Annotated in this window: 27 protein-coding genes and 1 tRNA gene; 14 read left to right on the top strand and 14 right to left on the bottom strand. The window is 64.0% G+C overall.

Translation table 11 applies throughout. The features are described from left to right. The 7 genes from Q0263_RS10370 to Q0263_RS10340 form a co-directional block, all read left to right on the top strand. Nucleotides 1-1256 (top strand): conjugative transfer ATPase (locus tag Q0263_RS10370; RefSeq protein WP_298015670.1); only part of this gene is annotated, 1256 nt, incomplete at its 5' end. Between the two features lie 13 nt (nt 1257-1269). Further along, on the top strand, nt 1270-2031 hold the full coding sequence (locus Q0263_RS10365) for a DsbA family protein (RefSeq protein WP_033472233.1): 762 nt from the start codon (nt 1270-1272) through the stop codon (nt 2029-2031). A gap of 180 nt (nt 2032-2211) precedes the next feature. Continuing rightward, on the top strand, nt 2212-2658 hold the full coding sequence (locus tag Q0263_RS10360; RefSeq protein ID WP_033449051.1) for a TIGR03757 family integrating conjugative element protein: 447 nt from the start codon (nt 2212-2214) through the stop codon (nt 2656-2658). Next, nucleotides 2655-3602, top strand: a complete 948-nt coding sequence (locus tag Q0263_RS10355; RefSeq protein WP_033448773.1) for a TIGR03756 family integrating conjugative element protein — start codon at nt 2655-2657, stop codon at nt 3600-3602. Before Q0263_RS10360 ends, Q0263_RS10355 begins: the two co-directional genes overlap by 4 nt. 9 nt (nt 3603-3611) lie before the next feature. Continuing rightward, nucleotides 3612-5009: an integrating conjugative element protein gene (locus Q0263_RS10350; RefSeq protein WP_033448770.1), complete on the top strand. Its 1398-nt coding sequence runs from the start codon at nt 3612-3614 to the stop codon at nt 5007-5009. After that, complete coding sequence (locus Q0263_RS10345; protein WP_033448768.1) at nt 5006-5377, top strand: hypothetical protein; 372 nt, start codon at nt 5006-5008, stop codon at nt 5375-5377. Before Q0263_RS10350 ends, Q0263_RS10345 begins: the two co-directional genes overlap by 4 nt. 15 nt (nt 5378-5392) lie before the next feature. Then, the gene (locus Q0263_RS10340; RefSeq protein ID WP_033472231.1) at nt 5393-6913 is read left to right on the top strand and encodes a conjugal transfer protein TraG N-terminal domain-containing protein; all 1521 of its coding nucleotides are present in this window, start codon (nt 5393-5395) and stop codon (nt 6911-6913) included. 11 nt (nt 6914-6924) lie between these two features. On the opposite strand, the gene Q0263_RS10335 is transcribed toward Q0263_RS10340, so the two are convergent. From Q0263_RS10335 to Q0263_RS10325, 3 genes are all read right to left on the bottom strand, one after another. Beyond that, the gene (locus Q0263_RS10335; protein ID WP_033448763.1) at nt 6925-7290 is read right to left on the bottom strand and encodes a DUF3742 family protein; all 366 of its coding nucleotides are present in this window, start codon (nt 7288-7290) and stop codon (nt 6925-6927) included. Between the two features lie 84 nt (nt 7291-7374). Then, nucleotides 7375-8007 (bottom strand): RES family NAD+ phosphorylase, encoded by a 633-nt coding sequence (locus tag Q0263_RS10330; protein WP_033448761.1) that lies wholly within the window; start codon nt 8005-8007, stop codon nt 7375-7377. A gap of 12 nt (nt 8008-8019) precedes the next feature. After that, nucleotides 8020-8646, bottom strand: a complete 627-nt coding sequence (locus Q0263_RS10325) for a hypothetical protein (protein ID WP_033448759.1) — start codon at nt 8644-8646, stop codon at nt 8020-8022. Between the two features lie 317 nt (nt 8647-8963). On the opposite strand from Q0263_RS10325, the gene mobH reads away from it, so the two are divergent. Continuing rightward, nucleotides 8964-10814, top strand: a complete 1851-nt coding sequence (gene mobH / locus Q0263_RS10320) for a MobH family relaxase (RefSeq protein WP_033472227.1) — start codon at nt 8964-8966, stop codon at nt 10812-10814. A 57-nt stretch (nt 10815-10871) separates the two neighbouring features. On the opposite strand, the gene Q0263_RS10315 is transcribed toward mobH, so the two are convergent. The 6 genes from Q0263_RS10315 to Q0263_RS10290 all read right to left on the bottom strand — a co-directional run bounded on the left by Q0263_RS10315 (nt 10872) and on the right by Q0263_RS10290 (nt 17646). After that, the gene (locus Q0263_RS10315; protein WP_033448754.1) at nt 10872-12074 is read right to left on the bottom strand and encodes a patatin-like phospholipase family protein; all 1203 of its coding nucleotides are present in this window, start codon (nt 12072-12074) and stop codon (nt 10872-10874) included. Between the two features lie 402 nt (nt 12075-12476). After that, nucleotides 12477-13031 carry an acyloxyacyl hydrolase gene (locus Q0263_RS10310; protein ID WP_158386241.1) on the bottom strand — a complete coding sequence of 185 codons (555 nt, stop codon included), beginning with the start codon at nt 13029-13031 and terminating at the stop codon, nt 12477-12479. Between the two features lie 135 nt (nt 13032-13166). Next, nucleotides 13167-13469, bottom strand: coding sequence for a DUF3861 domain-containing protein (locus tag Q0263_RS10305; protein ID WP_033472225.1), 303 nt, complete (start codon nt 13467-13469; stop codon nt 13167-13169). A 31-nt stretch (nt 13470-13500) separates the two neighbouring features. Beyond that, a complete protein-coding gene (locus tag Q0263_RS10300; RefSeq protein ID WP_033448750.1) occupies nt 13501-14535 on the bottom strand; it encodes an HlyD family secretion protein in 1035 nt (344 codons plus the stop codon). 7 nt (nt 14536-14542) lie between these two features. After that, the gene (locus Q0263_RS10295; RefSeq protein ID WP_033472223.1) at nt 14543-16114 is read right to left on the bottom strand and encodes an MFS transporter; all 1572 of its coding nucleotides are present in this window, start codon (nt 16112-16114) and stop codon (nt 14543-14545) included. After that, a complete protein-coding gene (locus Q0263_RS10290; protein WP_033472221.1) occupies nt 16111-17646 on the bottom strand; it encodes an efflux transporter outer membrane subunit in 1536 nt (511 codons plus the stop codon). Before Q0263_RS10290 ends, Q0263_RS10295 begins: the two co-directional genes overlap by 4 nt. Nucleotides 17647-17876: 230 nt before the next feature. Between Q0263_RS10290 and Q0263_RS10285 the strand changes: the two genes are divergently transcribed. Genes Q0263_RS10285 through Q0263_RS10275 form a run of 3 tightly spaced genes read left to right on the top strand, consistent with a single transcriptional unit; the run spans nt 17877 to nt 19987 of the window. Continuing rightward, the gene (locus Q0263_RS10285; protein ID WP_050450503.1) at nt 17877-18536 is read left to right on the top strand and encodes a TetR/AcrR family transcriptional regulator; all 660 of its coding nucleotides are present in this window, start codon (nt 17877-17879) and stop codon (nt 18534-18536) included. Beyond that, nucleotides 18533-19057 (top strand): MarR family transcriptional regulator, encoded by a 525-nt coding sequence (locus Q0263_RS10280; protein WP_060433537.1) that lies wholly within the window; start codon nt 18533-18535, stop codon nt 19055-19057. Before Q0263_RS10285 ends, Q0263_RS10280 begins: the two co-directional genes overlap by 4 nt. A gap of 21 nt (nt 19058-19078) precedes the next feature. Further along, complete coding sequence (locus Q0263_RS10275) at nt 19079-19987, top strand: LysR family transcriptional regulator (RefSeq protein WP_033448743.1); 909 nt, start codon at nt 19079-19081, stop codon at nt 19985-19987. Between the two features lie 24 nt (nt 19988-20011). On the opposite strand, the gene Q0263_RS10270 is transcribed toward Q0263_RS10275, so the two are convergent. Next, nucleotides 20012-20311: a helix-turn-helix transcriptional regulator gene (locus tag Q0263_RS10270; protein WP_033472219.1), complete on the bottom strand. Its 300-nt coding sequence runs from the start codon at nt 20309-20311 to the stop codon at nt 20012-20014. A 121-nt stretch (nt 20312-20432) separates the two neighbouring features. Here Q0263_RS10270 and Q0263_RS10265 point away from each other — a divergent pair, with 121 nt between their 5' ends. Next, a complete protein-coding gene (locus Q0263_RS10265) occupies nt 20433-21074 on the top strand; it encodes a LysR family substrate-binding domain-containing protein (protein WP_033472216.1) in 642 nt (213 codons plus the stop codon). Between the two features lie 54 nt (nt 21075-21128). Here Q0263_RS10265 and Q0263_RS10260 read toward each other — a convergent pair whose 3' ends face one another. Both Q0263_RS10260 and Q0263_RS10255 read right to left on the bottom strand, forming a co-directional pair. Then, entirely contained in the window at nt 21129-23072 is a 1944-nt protein-coding gene (locus Q0263_RS10260; RefSeq protein ID WP_033448740.1) for an integrase arm-type DNA-binding domain-containing protein, read from the bottom strand. A 226-nt stretch (nt 23073-23298) separates the two neighbouring features. Further along, nucleotides 23299-23374, bottom strand: a tRNA-Gly gene (locus Q0263_RS10255). A gap of 256 nt (nt 23375-23630) precedes the next feature. On the opposite strand from Q0263_RS10255, the gene murB reads away from it, so the two are divergent. Continuing rightward, complete coding sequence (gene murB / locus Q0263_RS10250) at nt 23631-24638, top strand: UDP-N-acetylmuramate dehydrogenase (RefSeq protein WP_298015669.1); 1008 nt, start codon at nt 23631-23633, stop codon at nt 24636-24638. Between the two features lie 10 nt (nt 24639-24648). On the opposite strand, the gene dapB is transcribed toward murB, so the two are convergent. Beyond that, a complete protein-coding gene (dapB, locus tag Q0263_RS10245) occupies nt 24649-25440 on the bottom strand; it encodes a 4-hydroxy-tetrahydrodipicolinate reductase (protein ID WP_298015668.1) in 792 nt (263 codons plus the stop codon). A 2-nt stretch (nt 25441-25442) separates the two neighbouring features. Beyond that, nucleotides 25443-25958 carry an outer membrane protein assembly factor BamE gene (locus Q0263_RS10240; RefSeq protein WP_298015703.1) on the bottom strand — a complete coding sequence of 172 codons (516 nt, stop codon included), beginning with the start codon at nt 25956-25958 and terminating at the stop codon, nt 25443-25445. A gap of 206 nt (nt 25959-26164) precedes the next feature. On the opposite strand from Q0263_RS10240, the gene fur reads away from it, so the two are divergent. Next, the gene (gene fur, locus Q0263_RS10235; RefSeq protein WP_298015667.1) at nt 26165-26590 is read left to right on the top strand and encodes a ferric iron uptake transcriptional regulator; all 426 of its coding nucleotides are present in this window, start codon (nt 26165-26167) and stop codon (nt 26588-26590) included. Nucleotides 26591-26641: the final 51 nt, after the last annotated feature.

Raw genomic sequence — 26641 nt, 5'->3', positions numbered from 1 at the left:
CCGGCTCGGGCAAGTCAGCGACGCTCAACAACCTCTTGAACCAGGTCACGGCGATATACCGCCCGCGGCTGTTCATCGTGGAGGCCGGCAACAGCTTCGGGCTGTTCAGCGATTTCGCACGCAGGCTCGGGCTAACGGTGAACCGGGTCAAGCTGGCCCCAAGCTCCGGCATCAGCCTCGCGCCGTTCGCGGATGCGCGCCGGCTGATCGAAACGCCGAGCGACGTGCAGACCCTCGATGCTGATGCGCTGGACGAGGACCTGCCCCCGGACGCCTCGGCTATGGAGGCGGACGAGCAGCGCGACGTGCTCGGCGAACTGGAGATCACGGCGCGGCTGATGATCACGGGCGGCGAGGACAAGGAAGAAGCCCGGATGACGCGGGCCGACCGCTCGCTGATCCGCCAGTGCATCCTCGACGCCGCCGAGCACTGCGTGGCCGAGAAGCGCACGGTGCTCACGCGCGACGTGCGCAACGCGCTGCGCACCCGCGGCCAGGACCCGACGCTGCCCGAAATGCGGCGCGTGCGGCTGCTGGAGATGGCGGACGCGATGGATATGTTCTGCCAAGGCACGGACGGCGAGATGTTCGACCGCGACGGCACGCCGTGGCCCGAAGCCGACATCACCCTGGTCGATCTGGCGACCTATGCACGGGAGGGCTACAACGCCCAGCTCTCCATCGCCTACATCAGCCTGATCAGCACGGTGAACAACATCGCCGAGCGCGACCAGTACCTGGGCCGCCCGATCATCAACGTCACCGACGAAGGCCACATCATCACGAAGAACCCGCTGCTCGCGCCCTACGTCGTGAAAATTACAAAGATGTGGAGGAAATTGGGGGCCTGGTTCTGGCTCGCGACGCAGAACATCGACGACTTGCCGCGCGCCGCGGAGCCCATGCTCAACATGATCGAGTGGTGGATCTGTCTCAGCATGCCACCCGATGAAGTCGAGAAGATCGCGCGGTTCCGCGAACTCTCGCCCGCGCAGAAGGCGCTGATGCTTTCGGCGCGCAAAGAGGCGGGGAAATTCACCGAAGGCGTCATCCTCTCCAAGAGCATGGAAGTGCTGTTCCGCGCCGTGCCGCCGAGCCTGTACCTCGCCCTCGCGCAGACAGAACCCGAGGAGAAGGCCGAACGCTACCAGCTCATGCAACAGTACGGCTGCACCGAACTGGAAGCGGCTTTCAAGGTGGCCGAGAAGATCGACCAGACCCGCGGCATCGAGTCGCCGGCCCTGGAACTGTCGTAAACCGGAGAACGCCATGGAACAGAAACGTCCTTCCATTCCGATGCAGGTCCAGGCGTTCCGCCGTCGCCGCTGGCGGCCTCGCTGGCCCTGGGTATTGGCTGCTGCGCTGGTCGCGCTGCTGCTGATCTGGCTGGTGTCCCGGACGCCCGGAGAATCCTCAGCGCCGTCGCCCGCGCCGGTCAGCACGGCGCAGGTCGCTGGGCCACCCTGGCAGATGGGCAACCCGGAAGGCCGCTTCACGCTGACGCTCTATGCCGACCTGGAATGTCCGTTCTGCCGGGAGTACTTCCCGCAGCTCAAGCGGTGGGTCGGCAACAACACCGACGTCGCACTGCAATGGCATCACCAGCCGCTGGCCGCGCACGAGCCTGCCGCGTCGGCCGAGGCACGTCTGGCCGAGTGCGCCGCCGAAGCGGGCGGGCATGCGGCGTTCTGGCAGGCGGTCGAATGGGTCTATGCCCACACGCGCAGCGACGGCCAGGGCTTGCCCGATGGCTTGCGTTACCCCGAAACAAACTCAGCCATCGAACAGTGCATGGCGAGCGAGCGCCCCGACGCGGCCATCCGCGCCCAGGCCGCGGAAGCCACAAATAGCGGCGTAACCGCCACGCCGTCTCTGCGCCTGCTCGATCGCCAGACGGGCCAGGCCATCCTGCTGCAGGGGCCGATCGAGGGCGATGCCTTGCTGTCGGCCATGGACATGCTGGCGGCTGACGACACCAGCGCCGCGTCCACTACCGAGAAGCCCGCCGACGACGTGCATGTACCCCGGTAGTCCATGGCCCTAGAGGCCGTACCGCTACCACTCCATCAATCACTGCGGAGGCTTCGGCCTCCGCTTTTTCGTCGGCGCGAAACAAGCAGGTATGCGGGCAGTCCGTGATGCGCATTGTTTGTTGGGGCTGCCTCGGGTTCGCGTTTGACTATAGCCCTGATCAACTTCAGGACACGCGACATGCCAGCATCTCTTCCCCGGTTCGCGCCAGGCTGGCGAACCCTCGGCCTGGCTGTTGCACTGCCGGCTGCCCTGGCCGCTTTCAGCCCGGCCACCTTCGCCGCCGACGTGGTGGTCGTCACCGACAGCCGCCACCCGGTCAAGACCATGGGTGGCGAGCGGCTGATCGAGCTGGACGAATCCCACCGCATTGAAGCGGAGCTTTCTGCGGAACTGCCCACCGACCCCGAACAGGCGACGGCCATCGTCAAGCGCCGGCTGAATGGCGGTGGTGCCGATCTACAGCGACGCATCGCTTCCGCATACCAAGGCGTCACCGACGCATGGAGCCTCGGCGTCACCAGCCTCCCGGCCGTGGTGGTGGACAGGCGCTATGTGGTCTATGGCGAGCCGGACGTGGCTCGCGCTGTAGCGCGCATCGAGCAGCACCGGAGGAACCAGCCGTGACCCGACCATTCGACCTGATGCGCCGCCTGCGCGCTGGCGTGGCTTCGTTGCTGCTGCTCAGCACCACGGGCAGCTACGCCCTCAATACAGCAACCATCGTCGGCTCGGTGGCATCGCCCGATTGCCTCGAATACCGCGTCGTCGGCATCTGCTACTGGCTCTATTGCACATGGACGGGCTGCACCGTGCGCACATCCACCAAAGTGCGCCACTACGTTCCCGACGCGGTGGTTTCCAGCTACAGCAACACCGGCGAGAACCCCTGGGTCGAGGTGCAGTCGATGAGCCCGCCCAACGCATCCGCTGAAGCCGGCGGCGATGGGACCACCAACGAGGACCACGAGAACAATCTCGCCAAGTTCAAGAACGCCGACGTGATCGGCCACCCCGGTACTCTGGTCTTCAGCGAGTTCGCCTCATCGTCCGGCTACATCTGCGAAGGCGCGGGCACGGCATTCATGCCATATCTGCTCAGCACCTTGGATACGCTGGCCTGGCGCTACAACGTGCCCGAGATGGCCTACCCGGAAGCGCTGATTCCGGGCCGGCGCGAGGTTGGCGCACGCACCACGATGAACCTTTGGGGCAACGTGTACCCCCGCGGCGGCTTCCTGCACCAGACCGACGACTTTAAGGCCGGCGCAGTGGTGGCCCAGCGTGCGGGCGATGTGGTCACTCGCCGGGGGCAGATCCACGTCTATCAGCCGTTGCTTGCCAACTCCCGCGACGGCTACTGGCCGGCCGGCGCGCTGATGGAGGGCGATGCCTCCACCGGCAAGTGGCAAGAACTCACACCCGTCCTGTCCTCGTCCTGCACGGTCTTCCCGCGCAGCGGCTTTCTGACCCAGGCGCAGCAAGGCGACTACGCATGGGCGCTGTGGCGGCCGTATGCCTGCTGCGAACGCCGGGGCCAGGTGTTCCTGGGCAGCGTCGATTTCCTCTGAGGTGGTGCCATGAAGTTCCGTCCTGCACTCAATCCGTTCTCCCGCCGGGCACGTCGCACGGAGATCGTCCTGGCGCTGGCCGGCGCACTCGCGCTGGGCAGCGGCGTGGCCTGGGGTCAACTGGGCTACCAGACCAGCGGCAGTGTCATCGGCGATGACGTCATGTACTCGATCGGTGGCGGCAACGCCGTGTCGATGGGCCGTGCGGCCGGCATGCGCTCTCTCGGTGTCGGCGTGGGTTGGAACAGCAACTTGATCTGCGGCGACATGAGCATCCAGACCACGTTGAAGAACCAACTTAACGGCATCACCAACGGCTTCCAGCAAATCATGTCGTCGGTGATCCAGAGTGCCACCAGTGCGGTGGCATCGTTGCCCGCGCTGATCATCCAGCGGGCCGATCCCGGTCTGTACAACCTGCTCACCAATGGCGTGCTGCAGGCGCGGCTGGATTTCGACCGCAGCAAGCTGACGTGCCGTGCCATGGCCGAGAAGATGGCCGAAACGGCGGGCGGCCAGCTCGGCTGGAGCCAGATGGCCGAAGGGCTGGCGCTGCGCGATGCCGTGTCGAGCACGGATGCGGTCTCGGCCATCGAGCAAGCCGAGACGCGACGCGGCAATGACGGCGTGCCGTGGGTCGGGGGCAGCAACGCGGGCGGCTCCGGCCAGCCCGCGATCAAGGTCGTCGGCGATGTCACCCGCGCCGGCTACAACCTGGTCAACGGCCGCGGCGTGACCGACACCTCGTCCATCGCGCCGGCCAGTTGCGGCAGCCTCTCGTGCCAGACCTGGGCCTCGCCGCAGGCCGCCGTCGAGTGGGCTACGCGCGTGCTCGGCGAGAAGGAGCAGCGCACGTGCGATGCCTGCACCAAGACCGAGACGACGCCAGGCGTCGGGCTCACGCCGCTGATCCAGGAAGAGTACGACGCCAAGCTGCAGGCGCTCCAGGACCTGGTGACCAAGGCCAAGAACACGACGCCCGAGAACCTGCGCGAGGCCGGCAGTGCGTCGCTGCCCATCACGCGCGGCGTGATCGAGGCGCTGCGCGACGAGCCCGACCAGCACCTGCTGTCGCAGCGCCTGGCGTCCGAGGTCGCGCTGGCGTCCGTGCTGGAGAAAGCGCTGCTGCTGCAGCGCACGCTGCTCACGGGCAAGAAGGAGCCCAACGTCGCGGCCAACGAGCTTGCCGTTGAGGCGGTGAACCACGAGAGCGACACGCTCGACCGTGAGATTCGCAACCTCAAGACCGAACTGGAGCTGCGGCGCGAGCTGGCGAACAACTCGCCCATGGCGATCATCCAGCGCCACGGCGCGCGCGCGGCCGGCTCGCGCGGCATCTACGAGGGCGATCCTGTGCCGGACCGTCTCGACCAGCTCCAGAAGGGCAATCCGGGGAGTCGGCCATGAGCCCGGCGCGCATGGCCTGGCGGCCGCTGCGCTGGTTGTTCAGCCGGCGCGCGGCGAAGACGCTGCTGTGGCTGGTGCTGATCGTTGCCGCCGCCGTGGGGGCGAACGTCGCGGGCATCTACCTGGTCGGCAGCGTTGCAGGCTGGGAACGGTGGCTGGCGGCCTCCGCAGGGTATTTCTTCATCTGGCGGCTGTGCGTGTACGCGGCAACGGCCTATGGATGGTTCTGGATGCGCCGCCGGGTGCTGGCCCGCGAAGACCAAAGCGGGACAGATGGGCAGGCGCGGCGCCGGCTGATCCGCACCGAGGTCGCCGGCGTTGTCGCCATCGTCGCGCTGGAAGCCAGCCTGTTGATGCAGGCCGCTTGAGGGGAGATCGGGGCCATGACGCTTTTTACGACGGACTACCTGGAGTACTACCTCACCCTCGTGTCCTGGATCGTCAACAACGGCATCTGGGCCGTGCTGGTGTCCAGCGGGGTGTTCGCGCTGCCTTTCGTCGCCATCGTCGTGCAGGAGTGGCTGAAGGCCCGTGCGGAAGGCGCCGACGAAGGCAACAAGGGGGTGCTCTCGGCTGCGCGCATCGAGAACCGGGTCTTCGTCGCCATCGTGGTGGTGATGTTCGCCGGCATTCCGTTCATCGACGTGGACCTCAGCACCATCCAGTACGACAGTTCGCGCTCGGCACAATGCCAAGTCAGCGTGCCGCAGCCCACGGAAACCGGGTGGTCGCAGTCCTTCAGCACCGTCAACAACCAGTCGGCGAAGGTGCCGGTCTGGTGGGCCTTCATGCACGCGCTCTCGCGCGCCGTCACGAGCGCCTCGGTAGCGGCGATCCCGTGCGGTACGGATCTGCGGCAGATGAGGATGGAGATCGACGCGACGCGCATTGACGACCCGGTACTGGCCCAGGAGGTCGCGGACTTCTCGCGGGATTGCTATGGGCCTGCGCGGGCCAAATTGTTCATGCAGCGCCCGGATCTCGATGAGCAGCAGATGCACGATGTAACCTGGATCGGTTCGCGCTTTTTCACGGACACGGGTGGCTACTACGACAGCTACCGCTCCAGCACGGCGCGCGAGGCATGGCCCTACGACGACACCCGCGATGCTGGCCTCGCGCAGGTTGCCAATGGTGGCGGCTACCCGACTTGCAGGCAGTGGTGGTCAGACGGCAGCAACGGCCTGCGGGCACGCCTGCTGGGTCAGGTGGACCCGAGCCTGCTGAATCGCCTAGCGGGCTGGGCCGGGTTCCTCAGCCGGGCCGAGGTGGACGATTCGGTGATCCGCGCCATCGCGTCACCCCGGCAGCAGAAGCTGAACCAGGGCAGCGTCTATACGGACTACGGCGGCCAGATCGACAAGACCCTGCCGAACATCGTGACGCGCGCCACGGGCGACGTCGGGATGGCAGTCGGCGCGATTGCCGCGTTTCCCGCCATGGATGTCGTGCGCCAATCCCTGCCCATGATCCTCGCCTTACTGAAGATGGCGCTGGTCATCTGCATCCCGCTCGTGCTGGTTGTGGGCACCTACGACCTGAAGACGGTCGTCACCGTCAGCGTCGTGCAGTTCGCGCTGTTCTTCACGGACTTCTGGTTCCAGCTCGCACGCTGGATCGATTCAACGATTCTGGACGCGCTTTATGGCTGGGGCTTTGGCTGGAATCGGCCGCACACCAACTTTGACCCGCTAGTGGGGTTGAACAACGCCTTCGGCGACATGCTCCTGATGTTCGTCATGGGCACGATGTTCCTGGTTCTGCCGGGATTCTGGCTGGCGAGCCTTACCTGGGTTGGGATTCGGGCCGGGCACGTCATCCAGGGGCTTTCCGATGGCAGTAAGAGCGCCGGCCAAGCTGGCGGCAAGGGTGCCGGGGCGCTCACCGGAGGAAAGCTGAAATAGCACGAGGCCGGTCAGTCGTCGGTGTACAACTCGTGCGACGTGTCGTTGTACAGGTTGGGATCGTAGCCCGGCGTCTTGCGCAGCTCGGTGAGGTCGGTGAAAGGCCACTCGTCTTCATCCGAAGTATTGGCAGCAGCGGCCCATCCCGCCGCCGCAACGCCCAGCAGCACGAGTGCGAACCAAAACGCAACGTAGAGCAGCACCCCCAGTACAGCCAGCTTGACTACCCACACGAGCGCGGTAGCGCCAGCTCGCGGCATGCCCTTGGACACCAACCAGTTCGACGCCCGCCGTTCGCCGCGCGCATAGGCACGCCATCCGCGGCCGAAGGCGCGGCCGAGGCGTTCTGCGGTGCTGGTGCGGGTCGTCGTGCTCATGGTCGTCTCCTGCTGCTGAGGAATGCCTATTCCAGTTTGCTCCAATTCATTCGGTTTGAGGCTTCAATGCGCTTTCTTGCCGCTTCAGGACGCTTCGTCCTCCGGCTCTACCGGGCCCGGATCGGGTTCCACGCCGATGCGGTAAGTGGCAACGAACCGCGGCCAGTCCACATGGTCAACCAGGTCGATGTCCTCGACAACGCTGATCTTGGCTCCCGCACGCTCGAACAGGGCGATGCTCTTGGCGGGATAGTTGTTGCGCGACGGGTAGAGCACCCCGTCGAACAGCGGCTCACTGTCGTCTCCGAGCATCGCATGCACCTGTGCGGACACCTGCTGCGTGTGCGTGTAGTCGCGGCTGGCCAACTGCTCCAGGTTCAGGCCGAAGTGGCCCGCCATGACGCCCGGCGCCGTGAGGTCGGCCAGCAGCACGTCGTCCAGCACGCCTACTGCGCGCACCATCCGGGCCTGGACTTCCTTCAGGGCAATGGAGCGCTTCGTGTCTTCAAGCCACTGGTGCTTGTGAAAGACCGACTCCATCAGCGCCGTGGGCAGGTCGCGCCCCAGGTAGAGCACGCCGTAGGTTCCCGCCGGGTCATCGTATCGATTCGTGCTGCTGCGGCCATAGTACAGCGGGCTGCCCCGATAGACGACGCGGCTCACATGCTGGAGCAGTTCACCGGCATCGATCAGGAACGAAGGCAGCTCGTGGCTCATGGCGGTCTCGATTCAATGCACCTGGACGCCCAGCACGTTGAACACGGCCTCGGCCACGTCATCGATCGTGCCATGCGTCACCGCATCCACCGGCGAGCGACCGCCCAGGCCTTCGAGCGGTTCGGACAGCGCGCGGTAGATCGTCCAGTGGTCGATGCCCTCGACCTCCTGAAGCACGGTTTGGGTCAACTGCTGCTTCACCGGGTCGAGCTGCCAGTCGGGCAGCTTCTGGCCGCGCGGCCCCACGTTCAGCGCCAGCAGACGACGGGCGAGGATGTCCTTGTAGATTTGCTGGCGCGACTTGTCCGCCAGCTTGGCGAACTCGGCGGGCGGCAGGTTGTGCGGCTGGTTGAAGGCTTCCAGCAGCACGGCGCGGCCTCGCTGGACGTCGGTTTCAGTCGGTGCCCAACGCGTGTCGGCGCGCAACGTGGCCGCCTTGCGCTGCAAGGCCTGCGCTACCGTTTCACCTTCCAGGTTGGCGGGCAGCGTCACCGCCTCCACGCGCTCGTGGATGAACGCCTGCAACTCGGCCGCGAAAGCCGGGGCATCCCGGATTTCGACGGTATCGGCGAAACGGCGCACATCCTCCACCGTGACGCGCGGCAGACGGTCGGCAATGAATTCGATCGCAGTGGGCATGGTCAGCTCCCAGGTAGGTTTGAGACAGGGTTCACTCTAGTCGCCTTTGTCGCTTTTGTCAACTTAGTCGCCTGAGTGGGAGCCTACCTGTGTGGTGTAGCGTCCCGGCAGCATAGGCCGGGGGCCAGCACCAGGTCGCCGTCCAATCCATTCGTGCGGGTTCCACATTGACGCTGGAGCCGCAGCCCAGGCCCCGCTATACCGAAACGGTTAAAGGCCAAAGGGTCGAAACGGCAAGGGAATGGGGTGCAAGGGGAAAGGCCCTACCTCGAAAAGGCCAAAAGGCCTCCCGCCCGGCCCACCATCAGGACATCGACATGCTCTCCCTGTTCCAGCGAAAACGGCCCCCGGTCGCTGCCGCGCCGTCGCCAGCCCCCGCCGTCGATCTCCCGAAAGGGCTGATGCGGCCGGAGTCGGCCGCATCGCTGCTGGCCACCCCGCGCCGGCAGAAGCTGATGGAGCACATCTGGCAGCGCACCTCGCTTTCGCGCCAGCAGTTCGCCACCCTGTACCGCACGCCACTGGAGCGCTACGCCGAGCTGGTCCAGGCTTTCCCGGCCTCCGAAGCGCACCACCACGCATACCTCGGCGGCATGCTCGACCATGGCCTGGAAATCGTCGCCTACAGCCTGAAGCTGCGGCAGTCCCATCTGCTGCCCATCGGGGCCAGCCCCGAAGACCAGGCGGCGCAGGCCGAAGCCTGGACTGCGGCCGTCGCCTATGCCGCCTTGCTCCATGACATCGGCAAGGTGGCGGTCGATCTGCATGTCGAACTGGCCGACGGCAGCGCCTGGCACCCGTGGCACGGCCCCCTGTGTCAGCCGTACCGCTTCCGCTACCGCGAGGATCGCGAGTACCGGCTCCATAGCGCCGCGACAGGCTTGCTCTACCGGCAACTGCTCGATCGCGATCTGCTGGACTGGCTCAGCGGCTATCCGTCCCTGTGGGCGCCGCTGCTCTACGTCTTGGCCGGACAGTACGAGCACGCCGGGGTGCTGGGCGAACTGGTCGTGCAAGCTGACCGCGCCTCCGTCGCTCAGGAATTGGGCGGCGATCCCGCGCGCGCCATGGCTGCACCCAAGCACTCGCTCCAACGCAAGCTGGTCAACGGGCTGCGCTACCTGCTCAAAGAAGAGCTGAAACTGAACCAGCCCGAAGCCTCCGATGGCTGGCTCACGGACGATGCGCTATGGCTGGTGAGCAAGACCGTTTCCGACAAGCTCCGCGCGCACCTGCTGTCCCAGGGCGTCGATGGCATCCCTGCGAACAACACCGCAGTGTTCAACGCGCTCCAAGACCACGGCATGTTGCAGCCGACGCCCGATGGCAAGGCGATCTGGCGCGCCACCGTAACCAGTGCCACCGGCTGGTCCCACTCGTTCACCCTGTTGCGACTTGCGCCGGCGCTCATTTGGGAGCCTGGCGAGCGGCCAACGTCGTTCGCCGGAACGGTGGCGATCGACACGACGCCGGCAGACAAAGATGCCGATGCCTCGGTGCCAACGCCAGCGATCGCGGCGATGCCCCCCTCCGAAGATCAGCAGCCCCCTCCCTGGGAGGACGCCGGCGGCGCTACCCCGGCTCACCCACCCGACGCCCGAGCCGCGCCCGATGTCATGGAAGACATGCTGGCGATGGTGGGAATGGATGATGATTTGCCTGTCGGTCGACTGGATGCAGAAGCCGTCTCGGGCGAGGTGCCTGCCACAGATCCTGAAACACCTGCGCCGCCCCTGGCCAAGCCTTTGCCTCCGTCACCAGCGCCTGCGCCGACGGCTGCGCAGCCGTCTGGCGAGCACTTCATGGCGTGGCTGCAAAATGGCATAACCTCGCGGCGTCTGATCATCAACGACGCAAAGGCCCTTGTACATACCGTCAGCGACACCGCTTACCTGGTCAGCCCAGGCGTGTTCCAGCGGTATGCGCAGGAGCACCCGCAGGTAGGTACGCTGGCCAGGCAGGAGAGCCAGCAGGATTGGCAGTGGGTTCAGAAGCGCTTCGAGAAGCTGGGTTTGCACCGAAAGCACTCCAATGGGCTGAACATTTGGACCTGCGAAGTCACCGGCCCGAGGAAAACGCGGCGCTTGCATGGCTATTTGCTCGAAGAGCCGTCTCGGCTGCTACATGACGTCCCTCCTAACAATCCCTACTTGTCCCTCCACCATTGAAAATGGTCTGCCAGCGCTGTTCCTGAAGGCATCTCGCCCAGGAGTGAAGCGCACGCCTCAAAGCCACCCGAAGAAATCACAGACTGCCTGCCGTTGTGCCAACGTGTCGCGCTCACCCAGCGCCATTACCTCCTGAGTGAAAGGAGCCTCGAACAACAGGTAGCTCGCCAGAGCGGAACCGCTCAGGTCACTGCTCGCGCTGGACGAACCCACGCCGCGCAACAGCGCGCGCACTGTTCGCGGCAGGTGCTTTTGGTGCCGAGCCGCGATGTCGTCAATGCGCTCGCTTGGCGCTATCACCAGCGCCTTCACCGACCGCAGTGAGGTGGCCAGGCGCTGCCCCAGCGTCATCATTTCCAGGGTACGGTTGACGCGCTCCATACGCTCGATGTCCACCGCGAGCGAATCGAGAAAGACATTCGACAGCACGTGCCCACCAACTTGAGCCAGTGTCGGATAACCGCCATCACGCACGATTCGCCCACGCGGTTCATGCAGCCGACCGACACCAACGATGAGCATACGCTGCGCACCGAGATGGATGGCCGGCGAGATCGGTGAGGTTTGCCGCATCGAGCCGTCGCCGTACCAGCCGGCGTGCTCCGCATGCTCGATACGCTGTGCTGGAAATACGAAGGGGATAGCCGCCGAAGCGAGCAGGTGTTCCAGCCCCAGTCGCATGGGTACGGCCAGCCGCTGCGATCGCTCGTAGCCCGTCATGTCGCCGGTGGCCTCAAAGAAAGTGAGGTGTTCGCCGCTGGTGTAGCTGGACGCGCCTAGCGCAAGCGCGTGCAGATGACGCTCGGCCAGCATGCGCGGTAGCAGTTCCAGCGGCGCCCAATGTCGCAGCAGCTCGGCCAAAGGTTCATTGTCCAGCAGCGAACGTGGCCCTTCTTTACGCCAGCGCGCCAACATCCAGCCTACCGAAATCGCGCTCAGCCACTGTGCGCCGCTGCGGGCAATACCAAGCGCATCGGTGCGATACACCTGATCAGCGCGAAAGTTTCGCCAAACTGCGGCGATTGTCTCCACGCCCGCATCAAAGGAGTCTGCTCGGCAGGCCAAAGCGGCGGCATTGATTGCACCTGCCGAAGTGCCGCAGAGAATGCCAAATGGGTTGGGCGCCCCGTCGCCCAGACGTTCGCGGCGCAACTTCACCAGGCCCTGCAACACGCCAACTTGGTAGGCAGCGCGCGCGCCGCCTCCGGACAGGACCAGCGCCGTCTTTTCAACGCTAGTGACTGGCTTAATGTGTGCCATCGCAGGCCCCCGTGGACGCTGACTCACTCATAGACGAGCATGATGCTGGCGTAGTTGACCGACGGCGGGTTCGGCATGTCAGGCGTGGAAAACTCGGCACCGCGCCATGCCATCAGATATGTGACCGTCCATCGGCCCATCCCGTAACTGAAGCCTGGGCGCAACTCGCCAACCAGATGCTTGGAACCGACGTGGGAAGCGCCTCGGCGTGGCCGCCCGTCGATCACTTCGTTCGAGGCCAATATCTGACATCGACGCCTATAAAGCCGAAGTAGCGCGCCGCATTGGAGGCGCGCTGACAGGGAACACAGAACCGCCGCCGGAATAACGACGATGGCCCAAGCAACTCGGCGTTGGAGCAAATTCAGGGACATCAGCCTGAACGGATGGGAACCATCGCGTTCACCATGGAAGAGAGAGACGCAAGAACATGAAGTTCTCACCTGGGTTTGGCTTCTTGATGCCGGCATTCGAGAAATGCTGTACACGCAAGGAAACCTCATAGGCCTTTGCCGGCCCAAAGCGGTAGCCCACTGCCAGCACTTCCGTGAATTGGAAGGCCGTGCTGAATCGACGCTGCCCTGAGTTGTAGAGGCCGTCCGAGACGCTCCCTCCCAGGCCTGCCTCCAAGAACCAAGGAGATTGCGGCCCTGCAGGCTGGTAGCGCCAAGCCATCAGGGCTCCGAGCTGGGAATAGCCCCCTGTTGTGCCATCAGCATGGTGCGACCTCCAATGGCCACCCCATAGATCCCAATGCAGGGTCAGCGGACCAGCATCACGACTGATGCCCTTGAAGAGGCCAGAAGGCACCATCACGCCCACGTTCATTGCGTGCGTTGCGTCGCCTTGCAAAGATGTGGCTCCGGCCTGGACATACAGCTTCGCGTCGGCAAAGCGGCCCTGGGCCGCAGAAACAGCCGGCAGAGCACCTATAGCCAAGGCCAAGAGAATGCGCATACCGCGTCCGGCGGCTATGCCGGGATCCACCTCACCGTTGCATGCCCTCAATGTGGCCGACTTTCCTGCCGTGTATGGACAAGGCGTCATCTGGACAAGCGTCCTTTCTTCTCCTTGGTTGCGTGGGCCGCCGAATCATTGGTCGGTCTTGGAACCAGCCTTCAGGTCCTTCACGAACTGATAAAGATGCGGCAGGAATGAAGACAGAAGCGGGTTTTCCTTGTTTGCCAGGATTGCCCCGGCCAACAGCTTCAACCCGACCGCAAATGCCGCCGCGTCATCCTGGCTACTGAAGTCACCTCGGCTGCGAAGCCACGTCGCGACGGAAATGATGTCGTCATGATTTCCGGCCTCAAATTGCAGAGGCTTGCGATCGCTGGGGATGCCATGCGAATCAGTCAACTGCTCCACAGTTACGCGATAACGGTATTGCCTCATTTATATGGCTCCTCATGCTGGACGAATGGCGCTATTCACCGATGCGGATCTTCGGCGTCACGGACATACCGACGCGCAAATTCGCGGCATCAGGCTGGTCGGGGTCGATGCGAATGCGCACGGGCAGGCGCTGGACGATCTTGGTGAAGTTACCCGTGGCGTTGTGCGGCGCGACGGCCGAGTAGCTGACGCCACTGGCCGGCCCCAGGCTCTCCACGGTTCCCTTCAGTACGGCACCGGGCAAGGCGTCCACCTTGATGTCCACAGATTGCCCTGGCTGCACACGCGCTAATTGCGTTTCGCGGAAATTGGCCGTGATGTAGACCGCGTCGAGCGGAATCACCGCCACCAACGGCTTGCCGGCATTCACGAATGCGCCGACGCGCACCGATTTCTGGCCAATCACGCCGTCGATGGGCGCCGTGATTTGGGTATAGGAGAGCTTCAACTCCGCTGCGGCCTGCGCCGCCTGCGCCTGGGAAAGTGCAGCCTTGGCCTTTTCAAGATCGGCTTTCAGGATGTCCGTCTGCTGCCGCGCCGCTTGCAGGCCCGCGCGATTCTTGTCCCGGCTGGCCAGCCGAATGGCCAACTGCGCCTCGGCCTGTTGCTGGGCTTGGATCGAGCCTGATCCGTCGGAGGCCAGATTCCGATAACGTCTTTGGTTGGCCTCGGCCAATTTGAGTTCTGCATCGTCCACCGCGACGGCCGCCTGCGCCTGACGTATCGCGGTTTCCTGCTGTGCCACGCGCGCGGCAAGCCCCGCGACGCTGGCTTCGGCGGCAGCGACTTGTGCCTTGGCCGCGTCCACCGCAACGATGAAATCCCTATCGTCGATCGCGGCGAGAAGATCGCCGGCCTTCACTGGCTGGTTTTCCTCGACCAGCACTTTGCCGATCACTCCCGACACCTGGGGGGCGACGAGGGTGAAGTCGGCCTGTACATAGGCGTCGTCCGTGGATTGGGTCGATGCGCTGGATTCGGGGCGATTCAGATAAATGACACAGCCCACTGCCACTGCGAGCAGTAGCAGGGCACTGGTGATCTTGGCTTTCTTCGGCATGGCCATGGTGGAACTATCCTTGGGACGACGATATGGATTGAGGGGCAGCGGGCTGCAAATCGGGGGCGGGAATGTAGGTCAGCCGCAATACGAAGGGGACCATCACCAGCGCCAGAACGCCCAGCACGCGGTAGGCATCCGCGACCGACAGCACCAGTGCCTGCTGGCCGATGATTCCCATCAGTTGAGCGGGCTCCAGGACAAGCGGAACGGAGTTGCCTACGGACGCGGCGTGATCCAGCAGCATTTCCGCGTGGAACCGCTGTCTCACGGTCACGAGTTGCCCAACCACCGCGCCCCCGATTAGCGACCCCAGGGCGCGCAGCGTGTTGATGTTCCCCGACACATACGGGCCTTCGCTGGGGTGCACGACACTGGTGCACAGGAACAGCAGCGAGACAACGGCCATGGGCTGGCCGAAGGCTTGCAGCGTCTGCGTCAGCACGAACTGGTCGCGGTTCCAGTCGGAAGTCAGTTGCGCGCCAAGGAAGCACGCCAGGGCGATCAGCAGCAGGCCGCCCGCGAACACGAATCGGGCATCGACCCATTTCCGGTACAGGAACAGCGCGACCACGGAACCCAGGACCAGTTGAGGCAACGCGACGATCAGACCGATCGGTGCCATCTGAAGCGGTCGGTAGCTCTGGAGCGGCCCGAGAAAGGTCATCGGCAACATCACGCCGGAGGTCAGCACGACCAGAAGGCAGATGAACAAGGTGAAACCCAGCGCCAGGTTGCGGCGGCTGAGCATCTGCAATTTGATGAACGGCGTCGGGTGATACCACTCCGTCAGCAGATAGGCCCCCAGCAGCGTCAGCCCAGCAACCAGCGAGACGACGATGAAGGGGGAGTTGAACCAGTCCAGCCGCACGCCCTGATCCAAGGCGACGGTAATCAGGGCGAATGCGGGCACGCCGAAAGCCATACCGGGCCAGTTGGCCTGCGGGAAACGGTCTGTCTGGATGGGGTCTTTGGGCAGACCCCATCCGATCAGCAAGGCGGCAATCGCCGCGAGCGGAAGAATCTGCCAGTACACCCAGCGCCAATCGAACAGGCCATCCGTCCATTGCCCCGCCAGCCAGATCGAAAGGTTGGGCGCGAAGGTGGCCGTCAGTGCATACAGCGCCAATCCGTGCAGCCGGATGTGGGGCGGCAGGAATTTCAATGCCGCCATCATCAGCACGGGGATCATCGTGCCGCTGGCGATGCCTTGCAGGAAGCGCATGACCAGCAGCAGATCGAGGTCATGGATGAAGGGGATGCACACCGCCAACAAAGTGCATGCACCGATCATCCACAGCTCGAATCGGCGCACCGAGAGGGTGATGGCGAACCATGCCGAAAACGGCATGGCGATCACTTCGCCCGCGCTATAGACGGTGGTGAGCCAGGAGGCATCGTCCAAGCCGAAGCCCAGCGCGCCGCGCACGTCCGCCAGGGCCAATGCGCCCACGCGGTTGTTCAGGCCGGCCATCATGGCCGCGATGAGGATGCCGACCAACCCCGCAATCGCCCGCTTCGGAGGGGCTGCCGCAGCGGCGGGTGCGGGCGGCGCCGCTGTCGGCTGCAACGCTGCGGCACTCATTGCTCAACCTTGGGTTGCGAGGTAGCCGACGACGCGGTGGTCGTCAGGGGCGCATCGCCGCCGGCCTGCCGTTCGGATGTGAGTGCGTCGGGGTCCCAGCCGCCGCCCAGCGACTTGTAGAGATTGACCAGGGTGAGCGCAGCGTTGGTGGCGCTGGCATTGAGGCTGGTCTGGCTGGCAAGAACGCCACGCTGCGCGGCCAGAACATTCAGGTAGTCGGCAGCGCCTTCCTGATAGCCGCGCTCGGCAGCATGCAGCGCCTGCTTGTTCTGTTCATACGAAACCAGCAGTTCGGTATGGCGGTTCTGCTGAGCTGCCCAGGCATCGAGAGCGTTGTCTACTTCATGCCAGGCTTGCAGCACCGTCTGCCGGTAGGCAATGGCGGCAGCTCTTTGCCGTGCCTCGTTCAGCGCCAGGCGCTGCTTCAGACGCCCGCCCTGAAAGATGGGAAGATAGACCGTCGGGCCGACGGAGAAGAACCGGGAATCCCAACTGTCGAGGTCGTTGAACTCGAAGGCTTCGACGCCGACCCTGCCTTTCAGGCCGATTCGCGGGTAGAAATCGGCTTTGGCGACGCCGATGGCTGCCGTCGCAGCATGGAGTTGAGCTTCGGCGCGCTGTATGTCCGGCCGCCTGTGCGCCAATTCGGAGGGCAGGCCCACCGGCACATTGGAAGGAAGCGACGGCAAGGGCATCGCTTCAAGCAACTGCGTATCGAGGGCGCGCGGCTGCTCCCCCAGCAGCAGTGCCAAGGCGTTCATCAGCGTGTTGCGACGCTGGACCAGTTCGGGCACCAGCGCCTCGACCGTTGCCAGTTGCGCGCGCGCCGAAGCGGTTTCAAAACGCGTGGCGACACCATTGCGCTCACGGCTCTCGGCAAGGCGGAGGGTGCGATCGGCGACCTCCAAGTTCTGCCGGGTGATATCCAGTTGCGCTTGCGTACCGCGTAACTGGAGATAGGTGCGGGCCACCTCGGCGGACAAGGCCACCCGTGCCGCTTCGCGTTCATATACCGTGGCCTCGAAAGCGGCTGCGGCGCCTTCGCGCGATCGCCGCGCACGGCCCCATAGGTCAAGTTCCCAACTGGCGTCGAATCCCAACTGCCAGAAGTCGCTCGCGCTCGTCGGTGCGCCCAACGCGGCAAACTTGCCGTGCTCACTGATGGCCTCGCGGGAATAGCCCGCCGAAGCGCCCACGCTGGGCAGCAGCAGCGAGGAGGCAATCCCCAACTGCGCCCGGCTTTGCTCGATGCGCTCGGAAGCTATCTGCAGGTTCAGGTTGCCCGCCTGCGCACGGGCTTGCAGATCCGTCAGCACGCCATCGTTGAACAACGTCCACCATGAAGATGGGAAGTTCGCGGCGGATGTTTCCTGAGTCTGCGTGTAGTCCGCCCTGGGCGACAGTTGGACGGCTGCGAGCCTGTCGTCGGGTTTCACGAAGTCAGGACCAACCGCGCAGCCGACCAGTGAGATCGTGAAGAGCGCCGAGCCTGCTTGTCGCAGCAGTTGTGAGAGCAGCGGTTGTGACGTCATGAAGGCTCATCCAATATGCGATTAGTACCGAACCGCTCGGTTTACTATAGAGACAAAAATTAGGCCACCAGCTCATAGGGGATTTCAGCAACTACTTAAGTGCAGCTACCCGTGAGATGGTTGGCTAAGTTGATTCGTACCGAGCGGTTTGGTACTATACCGAAATCAAGCCACCGTGTCAAAACTTCCAAACCAAGCAGACCAAGCAGATGCCACGCACCAACCAAGTCATGACCGCCCCGCCGCCGAGCAACGGCGAGCTGAACGCCAAGGCGCTCACCGTCCTGCGTGCAGCGCGCAACATCTTCCTGACCCATGGGTTCAGCGCGGCAACCACCGACATGATCCAGCGCGAGGCTGGCGTGTCCAAATCCACGGTGTATGCGCACTACGCGAACAAAGAAGCCCTCTTCACTGCGGTGATCGAGGCCGAATGTGCGGCATTCACGAAAACGGTGCATGGCATCGAATTCCACCCGGGAAAGCTGCGAGAGACGTTGACCCTGTTGGCCAAGGCCTACCTGGACATCGTGCTCTCACCTAGCGGATTGGCTGTCTTCCGCGTCGTGATTGGCGAAGCACCGCGTTTTCCCAAGCTCGCACGGACGTTCTACTTGGCCGGCCCGCAGGTCATGACGACGTTGGTTGCCGAGCAACTCTCCAAGGCGGCAGCATCCGGCGAGGTTGATCTTGGCGAGATCGGCCGCGAGACGGCCGCCAATCTGTTCATCAATCTAGTTCGGGGTGAGCCTCAGCTTCAGTGCCTGACTCATCCGGATGCCGCGCCTTCCTCGGCGCAGATCGACCAGTGGGCAAACGCAGCCGTGGTGACATTCATGCGTGCCTACGGCCGCGGTGAGGAAGCGACCAGTAAACGTTCCCGATCATGATGCCGAATGGGTCAACCGAAACGGGAAAAGCAAGCGATGCCCTTCGGGTGATGGAGCTTTCTACAGCCATCACGCGGCTTTCCACAGCCAGAAATCAAGTGCTGAATCGCGTAGCTGCTCCGTTTGGTTTGACCGCTGTGCAGGTCATGGCACTACACCATGTGTCGGCCACTCCGGCATCTACGCCTAGCACTTTGGCTCGTAGTCTGGAAGTCGATTCAGCCTCGGTGACGAGGCTGTTAGACCGCCTTGAGAAGAAGGGCATGATCCAGAGAGCGGCGCAGGAGCGTGTGGATCGCACGCATGACCGAAGAGTTATCGAAATTGTTCTGACTGAGCGTGGAAACAATGCAATACGTGAATTGAAATCGCATTGGCACTCCGCGCTCTCGCAACTGATGGAGGCGTTCAAACAAAGCGAAATACATGGCTTGTTGCGCTTGCCGGAACTGTGCAACCAGGACGCCCTTCATCTCGCCCTCGATTGCAAACCGTTGTCTGTCACAGAACCACGGCCGTGAAACGGAAATCGGGGGCACTTCATGGAGCTACGTCACCTTCGCTGCTTTGTCGCCCTCGCCGAAGAACTGCATTTCACCCGAGCCGCCGAGCGCCTGCATATCGAGCAGCCACCTTTATCCCGGGCCATCAAGGAACTGGAGGATGAGCTGGGCGTCTTGCTCTTCGACCGGGACCGTAGAGGAACCCGGCTGACCGCAGCAGGTACCGCGTTCCTGCAAGACACTCGCCGACTATTCGCCGTCCTGGAACAAGCACGAGAGAATGCCAAGGCCGTCGCAGCGGGTTCGCGAGGCAGCCTGCGCATCGCAGTGTCCGATGGCGCGATCGATCCTTGGCTATCGGATTTTCTCGCCAGTTGCCGCGCTGAAGAGCCAGACATCGAGATCCGCTTGTCCGAGGTGCCGTTGGCCGAGCAGTTGCGCGGCCTGCGTGCCGGCGACTTCACCATCGGGTTCGCGCACACGGCCGAAGTCGGCGACGACATCGTTGCCGAGCCGATCTGGCAAGACCCGCTGGTGATCGCCGTACCAGTCAGGCATGAGCTGCTAGTCCACAAGGCAGTCCCGCTCCATGAACTCGGCGGCCACCCACTCGTACTGTGCGATCCACAGGTATGCGAAGGTTACTGTCGTGAACTGGCTCGGCTTCTACGGCTTCTGGAACGCGAACCGAATGTGGTCGAACACGTCTCCTCGCTGGAGATGATGCTTACCCTGGTCAGCGCGGGTTTTGGTGTCGGTTTCACGACAGCGACCAGGGTTGCCATCAGTTCACGACCAGATGTGCTTACCCGCCCTCTGGCGGTGGATTCCGCAGTAATCACAACCTATCTGCTCCGGCTCGGCGGCGGCGACGCACCGGCTTCGCTGGAGCGATTCATCGTTCGTCTGCGCGATCTCGTCCGCCTACGTGACAGTCTGGGTAGCTGACAGCGCCATCATCGACGGTCACCCTCAAGAATTGGTGTTGCCGCCGGTGCCAAGGTAGCGCTCCGTTGCAGCCATCAATTCAGCAGCGCTTATTCCGAGCGCCATGGCAATTTTCAATATGAGAGGAAGCGTGGGCACGTGCTCCCCGCGCTCGATCTTGCCCATGTGCGAGCGCGAGATGCCTGCTCTAGATGCAAACTCGTCTTGAGCGATGCCTTGAGCGACGCGCGCAGCGCGCACGGCCTGCCCAAAGGCTAACGCTGGCTCGGATTCATATGTCGATGTGCCAGAGGGGCGGCCTGGCTGAATAGTGGGCTTCTGCATTAGCAGAAGCGTCGAACAATCTTCCGAAATTAACCACGTTAAAGTTATAGACGTTAAAGTTCTCTCTTAACTATCATGTCGGCTTGTTCTCGACCTGCTTAGCCGCCTTTGCGGCGCCATCATGTTCAACGCCACCGGCCAGTTCTCCCGTCTCAGGCTTGCCATAGCGCCAGGCGTACCGTCGTCAAAGCTCTCGGCACTGCTGGCGCTGCAACGCGCGGAAGAGCCGGATGTCACCCTCGCATTCTTCGAGGTTTCAGATGAAGATCTGCGTGAGGGACTCCATGAGAGCCGCTACGACGCAGGGCTATCGGTTCAGGCATCGAACGACGCAGCCTTGAAAATCCAGCCGTTGTGGATCGAAGACATGGCCGTTGCCGTGCCTCGACGGTTCCCTTTGCTTGACCGGGCGACACTCACGATCGCCGATCTGTTGGACTACTCGCTGTATCGCTGGCAGGCGGAAATCTGCTCCAAGTTGGATGAGCAGCTTTCCAACCTCCTGCCGACCGGTCGGCAGAACATCCAGTACGTGACTTCATTTGGCCTGTTGGCCACGTGGGTCGCGGCCGGCTATGGCGTCGGAGTGTCCGCGCAATCGCGCATCGCGCATGCCCATAGATGGGGGATCACGATGCGGCCGCTCATCGATGGCCCCTACGAGATCGTGACGTATTTGCAGCGTCCCCAGGAAGAAACCAGTTCAGTTGTGGACCGGTTCGAGCGTAGAGCGCTGCAAGTTGCCAGGACGGGGGCTGCATAGTTGACGTCCCCTATGGCCGGGGTAACAACCCCGACCATAGGTTCCAGCGCGAAGTTAGGCCCCCTCTAACACCGCTGCGCTATCCACCAGCCGCCGGACGCTCAGCCGCACATCCTCGGGGATGGGCCGCATGGCAATGGCTCCGGGCACATCCTCATGACGCTGGTAGTCGCCCATGATGACCCGGATGATCGCGGGCACGTTGGTCGGCTTGACCGCATCGATAGCCGCACGATCACCCAGGTCGGGATGAGGCTGGGTCAGCATGCGGTACAGGTCCCACGAATCCGCGTGCGGGCACTGGTTCATGAGCATCTGGGCCAGCTTGTGCTTGAGCGGCACCAGTTGCCAGTCGGGAACCCGCTGCCCCCGGTTGCCCAGGCTGATGGACAGCAGCTTGCCCGCCTTCAGCTCGCGGTTGATCTGGTCCTTGGACTTCCCGGCCAGCTTGCCGAACAGCGGGACCGGCAGATTGTTCGGCGACTCGTAGATGGCCAGCATTTCCTCGCGCTCGCGCTGGATGGCGGACACTTCCGGCTCCGGGGCATGCACCGGAGGCGGCGGCACCTGCGACAGCCGCTGGAACGTGATTCCGCCGCTGTTGGGGGTCACGACGATGGGCGTGGCCACCACGGGCGGCACGCCGGGGACAGCGGGCTCGGCCGCCGTGGGGGCCACGCCCACCACTTCCTCCACTTCCGCCATCGCCGGCACCCCGTCGATGCGGATGGTCAGGTGCGCGCTCGCGGCTTCGACTTCGCCCTGTTCGAGCAGGTCGAGACGGTCGGCCCAGTCCTGCATCATGCGGCGCCGAGGCTCCACGTACTTGGCATGGTTGTAGGCCGAGCTGACCTTGTTCGGGTCGGAGTGCGAAAGCTGCGCGTCCACCCAAATCTTCGGGTAGCCGATCTCGTTGAGCGCGGTCGAGATGGTGCCGCGGATGCCGTGGCCGGTCAGGCGCCCCTCGTAGCCCATGAGCTGCACGGCCTTGTTGAGGGTGTTCTCGCTGATGCGCTTCTTGAGTTCGCTGCGATGCGACAGCAGGTACTTCTGCGCCGGCCGCATCACGCCCAGTAGATAGCGCACGATCTCGATGGCCTGCAGGGACAGGGGCACGATGTAGGGCGGCACGTCCTGCGGCCGCTTGCCGGCCTTGCGCATTTCGTCCTGGAGTTGCTTGACGACCTGCGGCGGGATGATCCACAAGCCGCGGTCGAGGTCGAATTGCTCAGGCTCAGCCAGGCGCAACTCGCCCGTGCGCACCCCCGTCAGGAACAGCAGCCGGACGCCAAGCTGGGTCTGCCAGCCCCGGGGGTTGTAGCGCCGGAGCTTCTGAAGGAACTCGGGCAGCTCGGGCAGGTGCAGATAGGGGTTGTGGGCCACCGGGGGCTTGGGCTCGGCCACCACGTCCAGGTCCGCGGCTGGGTTGACTTCCAGCCCCTCGGCGATGACCAGGGCATAGCGGAACATCTGGTTGAACCAGGTGCGGACCTTCTCGGCGGTGGTGAACGCCTTGCGTTTCTCGATCGCCGCCACGACGCCCACGAGCTGGGGCCGACGAATGTCGTAGATCGACATCTTCCCCAGGGTAGGCAGCACGTCCTTGTTGAAGATGCGCAGGATCTGCGAAAGCGTGCTCTGACGACCTTCCTTGAGTTCCTTGCGGCGATGCTCGACCCAGGCATCGAAGACGTTCTTGAAGGTGTATTCGCCCGCCAGCCTGGCTGCGTGCCGGCGCTGATCGCGTTCGATTTGAGGATCGATCCCCCTGGCGAGCAGGACCTGGGCCTTGTCCCGCTCCGCGCGGGCCTCGCGCAGGCTCAGGGCGGGATAGCTGCCCAGGGACATGCGCTTTTGCTTGCCCAGCCAGCAATAACGGAAGATCCACGACTTGCCGCCTGCGGCAGAGACCATCAGGCTCAGGCAGTCGTTGTCGTAGAGGGTGTAGCGTTTGCCGGCGGTCTTGGCCTGCCGGACGATCAGATCAGAGAGTGCCATTTCGAGGCTCCTAAGTGATGACTTAGGCCCTATGCTCGTCATGGTTCCCGCTCAGCCCCAGCAACTATCCGGAAGCCGTCTCACCCGTATTCCTGTGCCTAGATTGGCGCCTAAAAAAGGCTGGCTGTGGGTGGATTTCCGTGGCGCTCGCTGGAATGAAAAAAGGGGCCGAAGCCCCTCTTTTCAACGACTTACAGACGTCAGTAGAAGTCTGTAGATCATAACTTGGAGCGGGAAACGAGTCTCGAACTCGCGACCTCAACCTTGGCAAGGTTGCGCTCTACCAACTGAGCTATTCCCGCGTTGTTTAGCTGATCAGCTAAGCCACGCATTGTATGTCGTATTTTTCTGTCTGTCAAACCGCTGGCGGTTTCTTCAGACTGGCAAGACGTCTTTTTCAAGCGCCGCGCCGATACGAAATCAAGCAGGAGTCGAACTATACGGCACGGATCGCGGGCGTGTCAAATCGTTCCCGATGCAGAAGAAAGGGCGGATGCCGGGCGCGCGCTGTATGCTTACGCCTTTGTCCCCGCCCGCGCCGGCCGCTCCTCTGTCGCCATGCCCATAGCCTTCATCGAACAATCCCTGCAGCCCTGCAATACGCTGGGCCTGCCCGCCCGGGCCCAAGTGGCCGTGCTGGATGACGAGGCGGCCGTGCCGGACCTGTGCCGGGAACAGGGCGGGTCGGTCTTCATCCTGGGCGGCGGCAGCAATGTCCTTATGTGCGCGCAGCCCCGGCATCGTGTGCTGCGGGTCGCCTTGCGGGGCATCCGGTTGATGCGGGACACGGCGGACCACTGGATCATCGAAGCGGCGGCGGGCGAGTCCTGGCACGGCTTCGTGACTCATTGCCTGGACCAGGGCTGGCCGGGGCTGGAAAATCTGGCGCTGATCCCCGGAACGGTGGGGGCGGCGCCGGTGCAGAACATCGGTGCCTACGGGCTGGAGCTGGACCAGCGCCTGCATTCGGTGGTGGCCTGGGATCTGCAGGCTGGTTGCGAGCGCACGCTCCTGCCGTCCGATTGCGGGTTCGCCTATCGCGACAGCGTGTTCAAGCGCGACGGGGCGGGGCGCTGGCTGATCGTGCGGGTGCGTTTCGCGCTGCCCAAGGCCTGGGTTCCCCGCCTGGATTATCCGGACCTGCGGGCCCATCCCGCGCTGCAGGGCGTCGCGCCGACGCCCCGGCAGGTCTACGATGCGGTGTGCGACATCCGTCGCCGCAAACTGCCCGATCCGGCGGTGCTGGGCAATGCCGGCAGCTTCTTCAAGAATCCGGTGGTCGATGCCGCCCGGGCGGATGCGCTGAAGCGGTGTTTCGCGGACCTGCGCGTCTATCCCCAGGCCGATGGTCGGGTGAAGCTGGCGGCGGGCTGGCTGATCGAACAGGCCGGCTGGAAGGGCCGGCGGCTGGGGCCGGTGGGCATGCATGAGCGCCAGGCCCTGGTGCTCGTCAACCACGGCGGGGCGCAGGCGGCGGATGTCCGGGCCCTGGCGCAGGCGGTGCGGCAGGCGGTGCGGGAACGGTTCGGAGTGGATCTGGAGCAGGAACCCGTCGTTCTCGACTGAGCGTCGTCGTTCAACTGGCCAGCACGTCCTGCATGTCGAACAAACCGAATTCCTTGCGCGCCAGATAGCGCGCCGCCCGCAGGCTGCCCTGGGCATAGGTGGCCCGGCTGCTGGACCGGTGGGTGATCTCGATGCGTTCGCCCGTGCCGCAGAAGTAGACCGTGTGGTCGCCGACGATGTCGCCCCCGCGCACCACGGAAAAGCCGATGCGGCCGGTTTCGCGCGCGCCGGTGTGGCCGTGGCGGGCCCAGTCGGCGACCTCGTCCAGCTGCACGCCCCAGGCGTGGGCGACGGCTTCGCCCATGGCCAGGGCGGTGCCCGAGGGGGCGTCGACCTTGTTGCGGTGGTGGGCTTCGAAGACTTCCACGTCGTAGCCGCTGTTCAGCAGCCGGGCGGCCATGTCCAGCAGTTTCAGGGTGGCGTTGACCCCGACGCTCATGTTGGGGGCGAAGACGATGGCGGTTTTCTGCGCCGCGGCGCGGATGGCCTGCTTGCCCTGGGCGTCGAAGCCGGTGGTGCCGATGACGCATTTCACGCCATGGGCCGCGCAGACGCCCAGGTGGGCCAGGGTGCCTTCCGGGCGGGTGAAGTCGATCAGGCAGTCGGCCTGGGCCAGGGCCTGCAGGTCGTCGGTGATCGATACCCCGGTGGAGACCCCCAGGAAGCCGCCCGCGTCCTGGCCGAGGCATTCGCTGCCCGGACGATCCAGGGCGACGGCGAGCGTCAGGTCCGAGGATTCCACGACGGCCTGGACGAGCATGCGGCCCATGCGGCCTGAGGCTCCGGCGATGGCGATCCGCATGGTCATTCCGCCTTGTCGGAGTTGTTCTTGTTCGGGACGCCGGTTTCGATCGTGGTCTGGGGCGTGTCGGTCGAGATGCTGGCGTTGGGGGCGGCCTCGTTGTTCGTGCCGGGGGACGCGGCATCCTGGCCGGCCTTGTCGGACCGCGCCTTGTCGGCGGACTGCACGGCGGACTTGCCGCTGTCGGTCTTCTGGAAGGGCTGGCGGTTGGGCTGTTCGTCGCCCGCCCAGCGGGTCAGCAGGTCGTTCTGGAACCAGACCGTGAACTTGCGCAGTTCGTCCTTGCCGTATCCCGGCTGGTTGTAGTACGGGTAGTCCCAGCGGTCGGCATGGAAGACGTCCTGCAGCGTGGGGGTGCCCAGGATGAACCGGACCTGATCGCGCGTCATGCCGACTTCCAGCTGGGCGACCTGTTCGGACGTGATCCAGTTGCCTTGCTGGATCGTGGCCCGATAGGGAAAGCCCCAATTGGTGGAGCCGCAGCCGGCCAGACCGATGGTCAGCAGGCCGGCCGCCAGGCAAATGCTTGCCTGGCGGGAAAAATGACTAGCTCGGATACGCACAAATGCCCCCGTGGTCGATGGCTGGCCGGCAGATCGCGGCCGCTAAAACCGCTATCATAAAGGGAATTCAGATCGGCGCACGCGGAACGGGACCATGATTCCTGTCCGCCGGGCCGATGCGCCGATTTGCTTTCCTTGGCCAGACCCAGGATACTTGAACCATGAATGATCAGATCGAACTCAAAAACATGGGTCTGAAGGCGACGTTTCCCCGCCTGAAGATCCTGGATGTCTTCCGCAAGGCGGAAACCCGTCACCATAGCGCCGAAGACGTCTATCGCGCCCTCATCGCCGAAGACGTGGATATCGGCCTGGCCACCGTCTACCGGGTCCTGACCCAGTTCGAACAGGCCGGCATCCTGTTGCGCAGCCAGTTCGACGGCGGCAAGGCCGTCTTCGAACTCAACGACGGCGACCATCACGATCACCTGATCTGCACCAACTGCGGGCGGGTGGTCGAATTTTCCGATGCCGAAATCGAAAAGCGCCAGCATCGCATCGCCAAGGAAAACGGCTTCACCCTGGAAAGCCACCACATGATGCTCTATGGCATCTGCCCGCGCTGCACGGAAGGCAAGAAAGGCTGATCCGGCGCCGCCGTTTGTCCGATGCCAAAAAACAGGGCCTTCCTGCGGGAA

The sequence above is a fragment of the uncultured Castellaniella sp. genome (assembly GCF_937988725.1).
Lineage (GTDB): Bacteria > Pseudomonadota > Gammaproteobacteria > Burkholderiales > Burkholderiaceae_B > Castellaniella.
This window is presented reverse-complemented; position numbering and strand designations above follow the sequence as displayed.